The following is a 15,848-nucleotide window of genomic DNA, read 5'->3' as shown; positions in this document are numbered from 1 at the left end:
ATGAAAAGAATAATTTTACTCAGCCTATTTTTTGTATTCGCATTTGCGGCTATTGCTACTGCACAAACGAAAGTGAGTGGAATTGTTTTGGACAAGTCTAATCAGCCGATACCTTTTGCAAATGTTGTTTTTAAAGGTTCAAACACCGGAATCGTTTCTAACGAAGATGGTCGTTTTTATCTCGAATCTCCAAATACTTATACCGCTTTATTGGTTAGTTCTGCAGGATTTTCGGATAGAGAAGTTCCTTTAGAAAAAGCAGTCAATTACGATTTTAAAATTGTTTTGAGCGAACCTCAGGCATTAAACGAAGTTGTAATTTATACCGGAAAAACATCAAAAAAGAACAATCCGGCGCTTGATATTTTGAGAAAAATATGGGAAAGAAAACGTAAAAACGGACTTTACCAATTCAATCAATATCAAATGCAGAAGTACGAAAAAGTCGAGTTCGACATGAACACGATTGATAGTGCTTTCATGAAAAACAAACTTTTTAAAGGAATGGAGTTTGTATTTAATCATGTTGATACTTCAGATGTTACCGGAAAAACGTATCTGCCAATTTTTATCAACGAATCTGTTTATGACGTTTACGGAGATAATAAATTAAAAAAGGTAAAAGAAAATATTACGGGAAATAAAATGTCTGGTTTCAACGGAAATCAGCAGATTTTAGCTTTCGTAAAAGACCTTTATTCAGATTATAATATTTACGATAATCACCTTAAATTTTTTGACAAAAGTTTTACAAGTCCGCTTTCAAGAACCGGAATTGATGTTTACAATTATGTATTGAAAGACAGTGCTTTTATTGATAAAAAATGGTGTTTTAATATTGTTTTTTATCCGAGGCGTAAAAACGAATTGACTTTTAAAGGAGATTTTTGGGTAAACGATACCACTTTTGCGATCAAGAAAATTAATATGGGCGTTACTAAAAGTGCCAATATTAACTGGGTAAAAGATATTTATATCGAACAGGAATTTGAAGTAGAAAACGATTCTGTTTTTCTATTGACCCGTGATTATATGATGTCTGATTTTGCTTTGAATAAAAAAGAAAAATCAAAAGGAGTTTATGGAAAACGAACGACCTTGTTTCGAAACCATAAATTCAATATTCAAAAACCGGAGAAATTCTATAAAGAAGAAGTCAATTTCATTGACAATGCGGTCTACGACCGACCGCCGGAATTTTGGGAAGAAAATCGTTTTGAGAAATTAAATAAGGACGAAGCGGGTATTTATAAAATGCTCGATACTTTGCAAACGGTCAAGCGATTTAAACAATTGTATAATCTCGTCTCCATTTTGGGAAGTGGTTATGTCGAATTTAAAAACTTCGATTATGGACCTATTTTCTCCACATTTGGATATAATGAAGTCGAAGGTTTAAGGCTAAGAGTAGGAGGACGAACTTATTTCGGGCCAAACGATCCTTGGCGTATACAAGCTTATACAGCTTACGGATTTGACGACAGTAAATTCAAATACGGAGTTTCAGGAAAATGGATGGTCGACAAGAAAAAACGTGTGATTATTTCTGGAGGAAACAGGCGCGACATTGAACAAATTGGAGCCAGTTTAACCACGACAAATGATATTTTAGGGCGAAGTTTTGCTTCTTCTGCGTTGTTTACAACCGGAAGCAACGGAAAATTGACCAACATTAATTTGAGTAACATTTCGGTAGAAATGGAACCTAAAAAGAATTTTGTTGTTCAGGCAGGGTTTTCTTATCGAACATTAGAATCGGCATCAAAAACATTTAGTTTAGATTATTATACAACATTACCAACTGCAGCAGACCCTATAGGAGTTGTAAAAAGTGATGTAAAACAATCTGAAGCCAATATTCAGTTTGAATATATGCCAAACCGTAAAACAATTGGTTACGGAGTAGAAAGAGATTTAGTAGACAGTCCGTTTAGTCATTTCTTTGTTAACTTTAGCTACGGTTTAAAAGGAGTTTTTGACAGTGATTTTGCCTACGAAAAAATACAGGTATTCTATAAACAGCCAATTATTATTGGACCTTTAGGAAGATCTAACATTATTATAGAAACAGGAAAAACATTCGGAACAATTCCGTTAGGATTAATGAGCGTAATTCCGGGTAACCAGACTTATTTTACCATTGAAAATACATTCAGTAACCTTAATTTCTACGAATTCGTTACGGATCAGTATACAACATTACAATGGAATCATGATTTTGGAGGAAGATTATTCGCCAGAGTTCCATTTATGAGAAAACTGAACTGGAGAGAGTTTATAGGAGTAAGAGCAGTTCATGGAACAATTTCTAAAGCAAATCGTGAAATAAATGCTTCCGGACTTCCTTATAATGCACCAGAAAATGTATACTGGGAATACAATGCAGGAATAGGAAATATCTTCAAAGTTTTCCGTCTTGATTTTTCATGGAGAGGAAATTATCTAGATATGCCTGACGCCCATAAATTTGCTATAAAAGGATCTTTCGGATTTTATTTCTAAACATCGTTTAGATTCTTCGCTTTCATAATTATAATTAACAAATAATATTTTATGAGTGAAAACCAAGTGGGTAATAAAATGAGCTGGGCAACTAATCTAAGAGTTGCCGCAACGATTAGTGTAATTCTAGTACATGTAACAGCTGAGATTTTATATCAATATGGTTATGTCTCAAATTTTGTTTGGTGGACAGGGAATGTTTATGATAGTTTTGTGCGCTTTTGTGTGCCTGTATTTGTGATGTTAACAGGAGTATTAATGTTAAGCAGAACATACGAATTAAGCGAATTCCTTAAAAAAAGATTTTCACGAATAGTTTTACCTTTCTTATTTTGGAGTTTTGTGTATGCAATGTTTGCACTAAACGATAATATTTCTGGAGGTCATGAAATGTCTTTTTGGGAAATTATTGAATGGGTATTCCATCTGATACTAAATGGGAGCTCCTATCATCTTTGGTATATTTATATGATTATTGGAATATATTTATTTGTGCCGATCATGAGTAAATGGATTCAAAATGCTACAGAAAAAGAGATTTTATATTTTATAATTATATGGATATTTACTCTGTTTATTAATCAGCCAGTTTTATGCAGCTTTAGAATTAATGTTGATTTAACCTATTTTTCTGGGTTTATAGGGTATTTGGTTTTAGGATATTATTTGTCTATTAAATCTTTCTCGTTTCCTAAAAGAACAATTATTGGTACCGCCGTATTTTTGGTGTTAATTGGAGTAAGTATTACAATATTTGGGACTTATTTTTTATCCCGCGACAGCAATAGTTTTGAAGAGTATTTTTATAATTATAGTTCTTTAAATATTTTGATGGTTTCAGTTGGTCTTTTTCTTTTTTTTAAGAATCTGGAGATCACTAATTCTGTAGTAGTACAAATCACTAATTTTATCAGTAAATATAGTTACGGAATTTATTTGGTTCATGTTTTGATTTTACGATTGATGTGGACAATTAAAATAGATTATGATTTTATAAATCCAGTATTTGCAATTCCCTTAGTAACTTTAATTTGTCTGTTGATTTCTACTGTGATTATATATTCTATTAATAAATTACCTTATGGTAAATATATATCAGGATAAAAAGTTTCCATCATGAAAGAAGCAATAGATTTTCTAACCAATAAAAATCCAGTATTTCGGGAAATAATCGAAAAATACGGGCTTCCGCCAATACCAAAGCGTCCGCAGGGTTTTGAAACTTTGGTGTTACTAATTCTTGAGCAACAGGTTTCTGTAGATTCGGCGAAAGCCACATTCTTAAAAATAAAATCTTATACAACCTGCAATCCTGAAACAATGGCGATTTTGCCAGATGAAGAATATAGAAGTCTTGGCGTAAGCCGTCAGAAAACAAAATACATCAAGATCTTGTCGGAAGCCATTTTAAACAAAGAACTCGATGTAGAAAGTCTGGCTTCGAAATCGGCAAAACAAGTTCGTGAGGAATTAATCAAATTAAAAGGAATCGGAAACTGGACAATTGATATCTATTTAATGTTCTGTCTTCAGGAGCCGGATTTGATTCCGCTGGGCGATATTGCAGTCATAAATACAATCAAAGAATTGCTTGATATTCACGACAAACAAGAGATGGAAATCCATGCAGAACAATGGAGTCCGTACCGATCTTATGCCACATATTTGCTATGGCATTATTACCTAAGTAAGCGAAATAGGAAAATTATATATTAACTGTCTGTTATATAAAAAGAAAAGTATATTAATTAATGTATAAATACAGAGATTAATATACTTTTTTCATTGTAAAAAAGGATTGTTTAGTTACTTTTGCAGTCGAAATTATAGATATAATAAAAAACGAAAATGACCGCAGACAAACTAACAACTTTCGATGTATTAATCGAAATACCAAGAGGAAGCAGAAATAAATATGAGTACGATTTTGAAATCAAAAGAATGCGTTTCGACAGAATGTTATTCTCTTCAATGATGTACCCTGCAGATTACGGATTTATTCCTGAAACTTTAGCACTTGACGGTGACCCTCTTGATGTATTGGTTTTAGTAAACGAACCAACTTTCCCTGGATGTGTTATGGAAGTAAAACCAATTGGTGTTTTCCACATGGCAGATGATAAAGGACCAGACGAAAAAATTATTTGTGTACCAGTTTCAGATCCAATCTGGAATTCATTAAATGACCTTTCAGATATTAATGGACACTTATTAAAAGAAATCGAGCATTTCTTCCAGGTTTACAAAGATCTTGAAAACAAACAAGTAGATGTAGAAGGATGGGGAGACGTAAACGAAGCATTTGCAATTATTGCTGAATGTACAAAGCGTTTTAACGATATTGAAAACAAACCAGAGGGATTATTTAGTATTAAATAATTTATACCCTATTTTATTATAAAAAAAGCAATACTGCCGTCAGGAGTATTGCTTTTTTGTTTAAATTCGTTTCAGTTAGATTGTTGACTATTAACCAAAACCATTAATATATTATGAATGCATTTATGATTTACCTGCCAATTGTCATGGCAGTTTTAGGATTACTTTTCATGGGAATAAAAAGGACTTGGGTTTTAAAACAAGATGCCGGAGACGGTAAAATGAAAGAGATTTCAGATTACATCTACGAAGGGGCCTTAGCCTTCTTAAAAGCCGAATATAAACTATTAACCATCTTTGTTATTATTGCAAGTTTAGCTTTGGCAGGAATTACTTTTATTCCGGGTGTAAAAACACATTTATTGATCGTAATTGCATTTATTTTTGGCGCATTATTTTCAGCTTATGCAGGTAATATAGGTATGAAAATCGCAACCAAAACAAACGTTAGAACAACACAGGCGGCACGTACAAGTTTACCACAGGCACTAAAAGTGTCTTTTGGTGGCGGAACCGTAATGGGACTGGGCGTTGCAGGTCTTGCAGTTTTGGGTTTAACTACTTTTTTCATCATTTTCTTTAATTTATTTTCTGACGGAGTTTGGAAAGACACCGAAACAATGACAGTTGTTTTAGAAACGTTAGCCGGATTTTCTCTTGGTGCAGAATCTATTGCATTGTTTGCCAGAGTGGGTGGCGGAATCTACACAAAAGCGGCCGACGTTGGTGCCGATTTAGTAGGTAAAGTAGAAGCCGGAATTCCGGAAGATGATCCAAGAAACCCTGCAACAATTGCAGATAACGTTGGAGACAATGTTGGTGACGTTGCCGGTATGGGTGCCGATTTATTTGGTTCTTATGTTGCAACGGTTTTAGCAGCAATGGTTCTTGGAAACTATGTGATAAAAGATATGGGCGGAAGTATCAATGACGCTTTTGGCGGAATTGGTCCAATTTTACTTCCAATGGCAATTGCCGGTTTCGGAATTTTATTCTCCATTATCGGAACAACATTAGTAAAAATTTCAGATGACAATGCGAAAGAAGCGCAAGTTCAAAAAGCATTAAATATAGGAAACTGGGTTTCTATTGCTTTAACGGCCGTAGCTTGTTTCTTTTTAGTACAATATATGCTTCCTGAAACTATGCAGATGACTTTCTTTGGAGAAGGATCAAAAGACATTTCATCATTGCGTGTTTTCTATGCAACATTAGTCGGATTAGTTGTTGGCGGCGCTATTTCATCAGTAACAGAATATTATACAGGATTAGGAACAAAACCAGTTTTGGCAATTGTTCAAAAATCATCTACAGGAGCAGGAACAAACGTAATTGCAGGTTTAGCAACGGGAATGATTTCGACTTTCCCAACGGTATTATTATTTGCCGGTGCAATCTGGATTTCATATGCTTTGGCTGGATTTTACGGAGTTGCTTTAGCGGCTTCTGCAATGATGGCAACAACAGCAATGCAATTAGCAATCGATGCTTTTGGACCAATTTCTGATAACGCCGGAGGAATCGCCGAAATGAGCGAATTACCAAAAGAAGTTCGTACAAGAACCGATATTTTAGATTCTGTTGGAAACACAACTGCAGCAACCGGAAAAGGATTTGCAATTGCTTCTGCAGCCTTAACTTCATTAGCATTATTTGCAGCTTATGTAACGTTTACTGGAATTGATGGAATCAATATCTTCAAAGCGCCAGTTTTAGCGATGTTATTTGTCGGTGGAATGATTCCGGTGGTTTTCTCTGCTTTAGCGATGAATTCTGTTGGAAAAGCAGCGATGGATATGGTGTATGAAGTACGTCGCCAGTTTAAGGAAATTCCGGGAATCATGGAAGGAACCGGAAAACCGGAATATGGAAAATGTGTTGAAATTTCTACAAAAGCTGCTTTACGCGAAATGATGCTTCCGGGAATTTTAACGATAGGTTTCCCAATTGCAATTGTACTTTTAGGAAAATTAGTTTACTCAGACAACAATCAGTTAATTGCTGAAATGTTGGGAGGATATATGGCCGGAGTTACAGTTTCTGGAGTGCTGTGGGCAGTTTTTCAAAACAACGCCGGAGGAGCTTGGGACAATGCTAAAAAATCTTTTGAAGCTGGAGTTATGATTAACGGCGAAATGACTTATAAAGGTTCTGATGCTCACAAAGCAGCCGTAACCGGAGATACAGTTGGAGATCCGTTTAAAGATACTTCTGGGCCATCAATGAACATCTTAATTAAATTAACTTGTTTGATTGGATTAGTAATTGCACCAATTTTAGGTGATGGACATTCTGAATCAAACATTGCAGGAAAAGCTTCTTGCTGTGCAAAAACTGAAATGCATGCCGGAGGAGTTTCTAAATGCGGAGATTTATCAGGAATGACAAAAGAAGAATGTATTAAAATGTGCAAAGAAAAAGGCTGTACTGAAGAAGAAACAGCAAAATGTTTAGCACATTTTGATAAAACCGGAAAATATCAAAAAACAGATTGTTTCGATACAAGTAAATATGAGAAAAAATCTGTTCGCGTTGACCTAAGAAATGACAATGGTAAAACTACAGGAACTGTAACCAAAACTGAAAACGGTAAAACAACCACAGAAGTTTACGAAGGAACAGAAGAAGAAGTTGAAGCAAAAATTAGTGCAGCAACTGCAAAATAAAAAATAGCTTTGTCAAAGTTTCATAAAACGAAAATACCTCTAAATAATTTTAGAGGCATTTTTTTTATTTAATGAATTTTGAATCGAATAAGAAACTTAATCCTTTGGTATAGTCCCTACGGGACAAATGTTAGGTGGTGCGATAATGTTCTACCGATATGTAATCTCTACGAGATATATACTTTTAGGAATAAAATATTTGATAAAGAATCATCTCGTTTGGTATAGTCCCTACGGGACAAATATTAGGTGGTGCGATAATATTCTACCGATATATAATCTCTACGAGATATATCATTAGGAATTAAATATTTGATAAATGGATAAAGAATAGACAATCATATTCCTTATAAGAATTAAATATTTGGTAAAAGAATAAAGAACGAAAAATCATACTCCTTTAGGAGTTAAATATCGGTAGAAAAAATAAAGTAGTTGGAATAATGTCCCGTAGGGACTATACATTACGGTTCAATCTAACAAATATTAAATAATGATCCTGGCTTTAAATTTTTAACAAAGTTTCATAAAACGAAAATGCCTCTAAATAATTTTAGAGGCATTTTTTTATTTCATGCAAATCTGTGAAATTCGTGTTTTAAAACAACCCATTCAATTCAGCATCAATTCTATTAATGATGTTTCCTAAATCCTCAGGATTATCAACAAAATTGATATTATCAACATCAATAATCAATAATTTTCCTTTAGTGTAAGTCTGAATCCATGCTTCATATCTTTCGTTCAAACGACTTAAATAATCGATAGAAATAGAGTTTTCATATTCGCGTCCGCGTTTGTGAATTTGTCCCACTAAATTCGGAATAGAACTTCTTAAATAAATCAATAAATCCGGCGCTTTTACCAACGATTCCATTAATTCGAATAAAGACGTGTAATTTTCAAAATCACGGCTTGTCATCAATCCCATTGCATATAAATTGGGAGCAAAAATATGCGCATCTTCATAAATCGTTCTGTCCTGAATGATTTTTTTACCGCTTTCGCGAATTTGCAAAACCTGACGGAAACGACTATTCAGGAAATAGATTTGTAAGTTAAACGACCAGCGTTCCATTTGGTGGTAAAAATCGTCTAAGTACGGATTATCAACCACATCTTCATAATGAGGCTCCCATTTAAAATGTTTGGCTAATAATTTAGTTAATGTAGTTTTTCCTGCGCCTATATTTCCTGCTATTGCTATGTGCATTACGGTGTTACGATTTTATAATTTACAATTTCTTTAGTTGTAAAAATAGATAAAATTTGGTCTTTGTAATAGAATTTGTCAAACGTTTTTTCTAAAACTTCAATTTCAGAAATTGTGTTAGTATTTTCTCTCAAATACAGTGAGTTAGCTTTACTGAAAATGAATTTTTGAGAAGAAATTATTTCCATTTTATCAAAATCAGAAACATTGCCCAAACTTGAAATTTTTCCAAATATATCACATGAAAACCAATTGTTTTTTCTATCAATCCAATAAAAAGTATTAAAGTCGGTTTGGTAATATTTTATGCCTTCGGTTAACGGAATTGATACTGTTTTGTATTCATTTTTTAAATAATCAAAAAGACAAATCTGCTGATTCAAAGTATTAAAAATCCAAAGCTGATTTTGCGTCGACATTCCAATTGCGCTGACAACAATTGAATTTGTATTTTGCGAAAAATTAATTTCGGTCATTTTATTCAGCTGATTATCCAATAAAACAACGACGTTGAAATCTTCGTAAAACAAAACAATTTTAAGCGGATTCTGAATATCAACTTTTGTAATATTTCCTAACGAAACATTCTTGTATTCAAAGATTTCGCTTCCTTTTATTTTGCTAAAAACATTATTTTTTATTTGATAAGAATATCCAAAAGAATCGTAGCCAATAAATTCATCAGCATCAATTTTGAATTTTGAAATTAGAGAAGCATTTACTTTTTGGCTTTGCCCAAAAAAAGTCGAAAACGAACACGCAATAAACAGCAGTAATAAAATTTGGCGTATTGTTTTACTCATAATAGTATAATTTCAAAAGCCAAAGTACAAAAACTGCGTTAAAGAATATCTTAAAATTAGAGTTTTGGCAGTTTTTTGAGTTTAAACCTTTGTAAATTAGAGTAGTCTTACAAAGATTAGATTTTGTCGATACCATTCTGGCATTGATATATTTAATTTTCAGTATTTTAAAATTAGTAATAAATTTGAATTGTAAGTTTTACAAGACTTCACAACCTTTTAAATAAAACCACATGAAAAAACTATCTTATTTACTCTTAATATTTGCTTTTACACAAGTACATGCACAAAAAGATTTTCAGGGAATGGCCGTTTATGAGTCTAAAACCCAGGCTCCTAAATTTGAAGGAATGCGTGCCGGAAATAGAGACATTACGCCAGAAATGCAAAAAAGTATGGAAGAGCGTATGAAACAAATGCTGGAGAAAACTTTCATATTGAATTTTGACAAAACAGCCTCTATATATAAAGAAGAAGAAAAACTCGAAGCTCCGGGACAGCAAGGCGGTTTTCGTGTTATGATGAGTTCGATGATGGGCGGCGGCGGAACTTTTTACAAAGATGTAAAAGCTAAATCGTATACTGTCGATAAAGAATTTATGGGAAAAGAATTCCTTGTTGTTGATTCTCTGCCAAAATTAAACTGGAAATTGGAACAGGAAACCAAACAAATTGGCGGTTACAATTGCTTTAAAGCAACGGCAGTTAAAGAAGCCAGCAAAACCGATTTTAGAAACTTCAGACCTAAAAATAATGATAAAAAGGATGAAGCCAAAAAAACATCGGGAGAGACAAAAACTAATTTTGAAGACAATTTTGAAATTCCGAAAGAAATTACAGTTACCGCTTGGTATACACCGGAAATTCCGGTTAATCAGGGACCAGAAAATTATTGGGGATTACCGGGTCTGATTTTAGAAGTAAACGATGGAAAAACAGTTATTTTATGTTCTAAAATTGTTTTGAATGCCAAAGAAAAAGCGGAGATAAAACCATCTAAAAAAGGAAAAGTAGTTTCTCAAAAAGAGTACGATGAAACGGTGATTAAAAAAATGGAAGAATTTAGAGAAATGAACCGCGGACGTACGTCCGGGGCTGCAATGCCAATGGGAAGATAAAATTTGTAAAACTCCAAATTTCAAATCCCAAATTTCAAATTTCAAATTCCAAATTCCAAATTCCAAATTCCAAATTCCAATATTCTGATAATGAATAAGACACTTTTTTTATTTGCCTTACTTTTTACTTCTATATGCTTTTCTCAAAGTGTTCGTTTCGATGGATTTATTCAGGATGAACAAAAAAATCCGTTGGAGATGGCCAATATTATGGCGGTCAACAATGCTACCAAAGCAATGGATTCGTACGGAATTACCAATGATAAAGGTAAATTTCAACTTACTTTAAAACCAAACGCTTCATACACGGTTAAAGTAAGTTATCTGGGAATGAAATCGAAAGAAATAGCCATTTCTACCAAAACGGAAAATATCGTTCAAAATATTATTATGGACGGCGCGGGAATAGAACTCGAAGGAGTTGAAATCGTTCGTGAAATGCCAGTTTCTATAAAAGGCGACACTATTGTTTACAATGCCGATTCGTTTAAATCTGGAACAGAAAAAAAACTTGAAGATGTCCTGAAAAAACTTCCGGGCGTTGAGGTAAATGCCGATGGTGAGATTGAAGTTGAAGGCAAAAAAGTAAGCAAATTAATGGTGGAAGGAAAAGACTTTTTTGACGGAGATACGAAACTTGGCGTTAAAAATATTCCCGCCGATGCCATTGATAAAGTTCAGGTTTTAAGAAATTACAACGAAGTAAGCGCTTTAAAAGGTCTTGAAAACGATCAGGAAAATGTGGCGATGAATATTAAACTGAAAGAAGGTAAAAAGAACTTTTGGTTTGGAGATATGATGGCCGGAATAGGCGTTGCAGAACTCGACAGTCGTTATATTATAAATCCTAAATTGTTTTATTACAGCCCAAAATACAGCATTAATTTAATTACCAATTTTAATAATATTGGAGAACTGCCTCTTACGGCGCAGGATTATTTTAAGTTTACGGGCGGATTTAAAAACATGATGAAAAAAGGCGGAAGCTCTTTTAATGTTTCATCAAATGATTTAGGAATTTCGGTTTTAAGAAACAATCGGGCAAAAGAAATTGAAACCAAATTTGGCGCAACAAATTTCTCGTATTCTCCAACAAAAACATGGAATATAAGCGGTTTCGGAATTCTTTCGACTTCAAAAACAGATTTAGAAACCAAATCGCAGACTACGATTTTAGATTCTGGAGATCAGCAGAAAAGAGACGAATTAACGCATCAAAAAAACAATTTAGGATTGTTTAAGCTAAGTTCAACTTATAAGCCAAATGATAAATTTCAGTTTGATTATGACATCCTGACCAAATTATCAAAACAGGAAGAAGATACCGATTTACTTCGTGAACAAATTGTAAATAAGATTACTGACTCAGAAACTATTTTTACAAATAAGAAACAAGATCCAACTTCGGTTAATCAAAATTTGAGTTTGTATTATACACAAAGTGAAAAGAATATTTTTGCTTTTGAAATGCAGCATTTGTATCAGGACGAAAATCCATTTTATAATGCCAATCTGAGAACACTTCCTTTCAATTTGTCAGGATATATTCCGGGTCAGGATCGGAACGATTTAAATCAGGATCGTTTTGTGAAAACCAATAAACTAGACGCAAAACTAGATTACTATTATATGGTTACACCAAAAAGTAATTTTAATGTTACGTTGGGAAATACCTATTCGTATCAAAACTTCAACTCTCATATTTTTCAAATGCTGGATAACGGAGACAGAAATGATTTGAATAATTCAGAGAATAATAATGATGTAGATTATAGATTTAATGATGCATTTTTAGGTTTCCATTATAAAATTCTAACAGGAAAATTTACTTTGACGCCTGGAGTTAGTCTGCATTCTTACCAAATGACAAACGGACAATTGGGTTCAAATTATTCTCAAAGTTTCACCAAAATATTACCTGATTTCTTTGCTTTATACCAAATCAAAAAATCAGAAACTTTGACGTATAATTTCTCTTTAACAAATGATTTTACCGATATTAATCAGCTGGCAGCAGGTTATGTTTTATCAGATTACAGTAGTTTATTTCGTGGAGATCGTACTTTAGAAAACGCAACTTCGCAAGTACATACACTTCGTTATTTCAAATACAATATGTTCAATTTCGAGAATATTTTTGCGAATGCAACGTATACAAGAAAAGTGGATGCGATTAAAACGGAAGCTAATTTTGATGGAATTAATCAATCTTCGGTTCCATACAATTCCAATTTAGCCGATGAAACTTTCTCAGGAATGGGAGCTTACGGACGTTCTTTTTTAAAGAATTACAAAGCATCAGTAAATGCAAGTTTGAACTGGTCAAAATTCAATAACATTCAAAATGATGATTTGAGAACCACAGAAAGTTTTGTACAGAGTTATACCGTTAGAGCTTCAACCAATTATAAAAACCTTCCGAATATCGAGTTTGGTTATAATCTTTTGGTTAATAAATACAGCGGTTCTACCTTTTATACAGACAAACCTTTTGCAAAATTAGATTACTATTTTCTGGATAGTTTTTCTTTTGTTTCCGAGTATGAATTCTATCATTATTATAATGGAGATAAAACGGTCGACAACGAATATGATTTTTTAAGCGCCAGTTTAATTTATCAAAAGAAAAACAGCAAATGGGAGTATAAAGTTTCGGCGACCAATTTATTAAACACCAGATATCTTAATGATGATAACTTTACGCAGTTCTCTACAAGAGTTTCTCAATATACGGTTCAGCCGCGCTACATTATCTTTTCAATGAAATATAATTTATAATAGATTGACTTAATTTAAAATTTAGGAGTTTATTTTAGTAAGAATAGAATATCTTTACATGAATATTAACAGCCAAATTTTTATATTATGCGCAATTCTATTTGGAGTTTATTGCTATTTACTTCGGGAATTTTTATGTCTTTTTCTCAAACAAAAGGCATCGAAAAAGGGACTTATTTATCTGCCGCCAAAGGTCAGAAAATCAAACTGAATTTATTAGACGATAATAAATACGAATTAGTTTTTTATACGGGAGGTTATGAAATTAAAGGCGACTCGTTAGTTTTTAGTAGAAATCCAACTGCAGAAAACCGATTTGATCTGTCATTTGTTACTGATAAAAAAGCAAAAAACATCAAGATTAAATTTTTAGATCCTTCGTATTATTCTTTTTATATAGGAACTCAAAACGGTACAGAGGAAATTCAATACCAAAGAATTTCGGATATAAAAACGAAACTGGATCCTGAATGGACAAAAACAGATTTAGAATTTGAAATCGAAAAAACAGATTTTTTATATTTAGTTTATGAAGAATATGACGGAAATAGCCATTTAGAAAAATATGCTTTACCAAAAGATGCTGCCGAAATAACGATTAATTACGAACTGGAAGTTTTAGGTGATTTAAAACTTGCCGGATATTATGACAAGAAAACAAATGAATTAAAAATCTCTGAAAAAGGAGGGAAAAATCCATTGGTATTTCTAAATGAAAAAGAGCCGCAGCCTGTAAAAAAATCAAAAGTTACGCCTCTTGAAAATCAAACCGTTTCAAAATGGACTTATCCGGGTAAAGTTGATTATTTAAATGAAGATTTTGGAACCGGAGTTGCTGTTGATACGACGCTGTATCCGCCTTTATCGACTAATACTGAAATGGCTGCCAATTTTAATTTCAAATTAAAAATCGAAAACAACCTAAAAAAAGCAATTGAATCTACTAAAGGAGCAAGTACCAATAAGTATTTAGTTGTTTTAGCCAATGACAAAAATAAATCGGCAAAACAAAGTTTTGATGCTTTTGTAAAAGATCAGGAAACGCAAACGGGATATAATATGTACGAAGCGTATAATCCGCAATATGATGTTTATAATTATTATCTGGCTGGAGCCGATGATAAAAAATGGCTGAAAAACAATAAAATCACAAACGATCCGAGCGTGGTTGTTTTAAACGGAAATGGAGACGTATTAGCGGTTGCAAAATCTGATTTAGCAGACAAATCATATCACTTTAATTATTATGGAGATCTTTACAGAAAACTTTTGCGTGCCGATGCTTTTGTAACGATTGATAAAATCTTCAAAAACAAAAAAGCGGCCGACGCAGATTTGATCAGAGCTTTTAATAGAGCTTCGGTTTTAGAATCTTCGTATGATTATGATTCAGATTATGTTGTTACAGAAGATAATCCTACGGAATTTACAATAACAAAAACAGCTGTAGATAAAAAAGAGATTGCTCAAACCTGGAAAAAACTAATCGAAGCACATCAAAAAGACACCAAGCCAAACTTGTATTTGGTTGAAACAATTGTAAAAGAAATTAAAAACCAAGGTTTTACAAAACAACTTTTTAATGAAGACAGAATCTTAAACGATACAGATTATTTAGCGATAGATTATCTTTTAAAACATTCTGACGCAATTGAAGCTGAACGTGCGGCATTCAATAATAAAGAAGGAGAAATACATGTTTTAGGAAATGTAGTTTCTGAAATTTCTTCTGCATTACAGCAAAACACTTATATTTCTCAGGAAGGAACTTCGGGAGAAGTAAATAAAGAAAAGAATATTTCGATTTATAAAAAGATCATTGCTTTAGGAAAAGGAAACTTTGAATCGTACCGAAACTATTTTGATTATTTAAGCCAAATTGAAGATAAAGACGGTTCAAATACTAATTTCCTAAAAGATTTCAGTACTTATTTTGACTCCAACTTAGCTTCAGAAAAAGGAAGCCCAATTGAGAAATTAGATGCTATATATTCTTCATTAGATCCAACTTCAAGTTATTCTTATGACGGATGGAATTCATTTAAAGATTATCATTCAAATCTTTGTAATTCTACGGCTTGGACTGTAGTTTTAAAACCGCAGAATGCTTCTTTTATAAAAAGTGCAATTGTTTGGTCAGAATACAGTTTGGTCGTGACAAAAAACAATCCGTATTATTTAGACACTTTAGCGCAGTTATATTATAAAGACGGTCAAAAAGATAAAGCTATTGCAACTCAGGCTTTGGCAGTAAAATATCTGACTCCGGAAGTGGAAGAAGTAACTGCAAGTGAGATAAAAGAAACGCTTTCAAAAATGCAAAACGGAACTTATTAAAGTTCAAAATTTATAAAAAAGAAACCCGATAAGATTTTAAATTTTGTCGGGT

10 protein-coding genes are annotated in these 15,848 nt (G+C 32.9%); 8 read left to right on the top strand and 2 right to left on the bottom strand.

Annotation, left to right across the window (positions count from 1 at the left end; translation table 11 throughout):
* The 5 genes from APR43_RS08005 (at position 1) to APR43_RS07985 (ending at position 7,547) form a co-directional block, all read left to right on the top strand.
* The gene (locus APR43_RS08005) at positions 1–2,502 is read left to right on the top strand and encodes a DUF5686 and carboxypeptidase-like regulatory domain-containing protein (RefSeq protein ID WP_053470074.1); all 2,502 of its coding nucleotides are present in this window, start codon (positions 1–3) and stop codon (positions 2,500–2,502) included.
* Between the two features lie 51 nt (positions 2,503–2,553).
* On the top strand, positions 2,554–3,606 hold the full coding sequence (locus APR43_RS08000; protein WP_053470075.1) for an acyltransferase: 1,053 nt from the start codon (positions 2,554–2,556) through the stop codon (positions 3,604–3,606).
* A 12-nt stretch (positions 3,607–3,618) separates the two neighbouring features.
* Positions 3,619–4,218: a DNA-3-methyladenine glycosylase family protein gene (locus tag APR43_RS07995; protein WP_053470076.1), complete on the top strand. Its 600-nt coding sequence runs from the start codon at positions 3,619–3,621 to the stop codon at positions 4,216–4,218.
* 132 nt (positions 4,219–4,350) lie between these two features.
* Positions 4,351–4,881, top strand: coding sequence for an inorganic diphosphatase (locus tag APR43_RS07990; protein WP_053470077.1), 531 nt, complete (start codon positions 4,351–4,353; stop codon positions 4,879–4,881).
* Positions 4,882–4,994: 113 nt separating this feature from the next.
* Positions 4,995–7,547: a sodium-translocating pyrophosphatase gene (locus tag APR43_RS07985; RefSeq protein WP_053470078.1), complete on the top strand. Its 2,553-nt coding sequence runs from the start codon at positions 4,995–4,997 to the stop codon at positions 7,545–7,547.
* 598 nt (positions 7,548–8,145) lie between these two features.
* Here APR43_RS07985 and APR43_RS07980 read toward each other — a convergent pair.
* A complete protein-coding gene (locus APR43_RS07980; RefSeq protein WP_053470079.1) occupies positions 8,146–8,760 on the bottom strand; it encodes a deoxynucleoside kinase in 615 nt (204 codons plus the stop codon).
* Complete coding sequence (locus APR43_RS07975; protein ID WP_053470080.1) at positions 8,760–9,563, bottom strand: hypothetical protein; 804 nt, start codon at positions 9,561–9,563, stop codon at positions 8,760–8,762. Before APR43_RS07975 ends, APR43_RS07980 begins: the two co-directional genes overlap by 1 nt.
* Positions 9,564–9,796: 233 nt before the next feature.
* On the opposite strand from APR43_RS07975, the gene APR43_RS07970 reads away from it, so the two are divergent.
* The 3 genes from APR43_RS07970 (at position 9,797) to APR43_RS07960 (ending at position 15,796) form a co-directional block, all read left to right on the top strand.
* Complete coding sequence (locus APR43_RS07970) at positions 9,797–10,681, top strand: GLPGLI family protein (RefSeq protein ID WP_053470081.1); 885 nt, start codon at positions 9,797–9,799, stop codon at positions 10,679–10,681.
* Between the two features lie 90 nt (positions 10,682–10,771).
* The gene (locus APR43_RS07965; RefSeq protein WP_053470082.1) at positions 10,772–13,459 is read left to right on the top strand and encodes a carboxypeptidase-like regulatory domain-containing protein; all 2,688 of its coding nucleotides are present in this window, start codon (positions 10,772–10,774) and stop codon (positions 13,457–13,459) included.
* Between the two features lie 87 nt (positions 13,460–13,546).
* The gene (locus APR43_RS07960) at positions 13,547–15,796 is read left to right on the top strand and encodes a hypothetical protein (RefSeq protein WP_053470083.1); all 2,250 of its coding nucleotides are present in this window, start codon (positions 13,547–13,549) and stop codon (positions 15,794–15,796) included.
* The last annotated feature ends 52 nt before the right edge of the window (positions 15,797–15,848 follow it).

The sequence above is a fragment of the Flavobacterium sp. NLM genome (assembly GCF_002210235.1).
GTDB lineage: Bacteria > Bacteroidota > Bacteroidia > Flavobacteriales > Flavobacteriaceae > Flavobacterium > Flavobacterium panici.
This window is presented reverse-complemented; position numbering and strand designations above follow the sequence as displayed.

Coding starts and splice junctions, on each gene's coding strand:
- APR43_RS08005 (WP_053470074.1), top strand. CDS start 1: ATGAAAAGAATAATTTTACTCAGCCTATTTTTTGTATTCGCATTTGCG.
- APR43_RS08000 (WP_053470075.1), top strand. CDS start 2,554: ATGAGTGAAAACCAAGTGGGTAATAAAATGAGCTGGGCAACTAATCTA.
- APR43_RS07995 (WP_053470076.1), top strand. CDS start 3,619: ATGAAAGAAGCAATAGATTTTCTAACCAATAAAAATCCAGTATTTCGG.
- APR43_RS07990 (WP_053470077.1), top strand. CDS start 4,351: ATGACCGCAGACAAACTAACAACTTTCGATGTATTAATCGAAATACCA.
- APR43_RS07985 (WP_053470078.1), top strand. CDS start 4,995: ATGAATGCATTTATGATTTACCTGCCAATTGTCATGGCAGTTTTAGGA.
- APR43_RS07980 (WP_053470079.1), bottom strand. CDS start 8,760: ATGCACATAGCAATAGCAGGAAATATAGGCGCAGGAAAAACTACATTA.
- APR43_RS07975 (WP_053470080.1), bottom strand. CDS start 9,563: ATGAGTAAAACAATACGCCAAATTTTATTACTGCTGTTTATTGCGTGT.
- APR43_RS07970 (WP_053470081.1), top strand. CDS start 9,797: ATGAAAAAACTATCTTATTTACTCTTAATATTTGCTTTTACACAAGTA.
- APR43_RS07965 (WP_053470082.1), top strand. CDS start 10,772: ATGAATAAGACACTTTTTTTATTTGCCTTACTTTTTACTTCTATATGC.
- APR43_RS07960 (WP_053470083.1), top strand. CDS start 13,547: ATGCGCAATTCTATTTGGAGTTTATTGCTATTTACTTCGGGAATTTTT.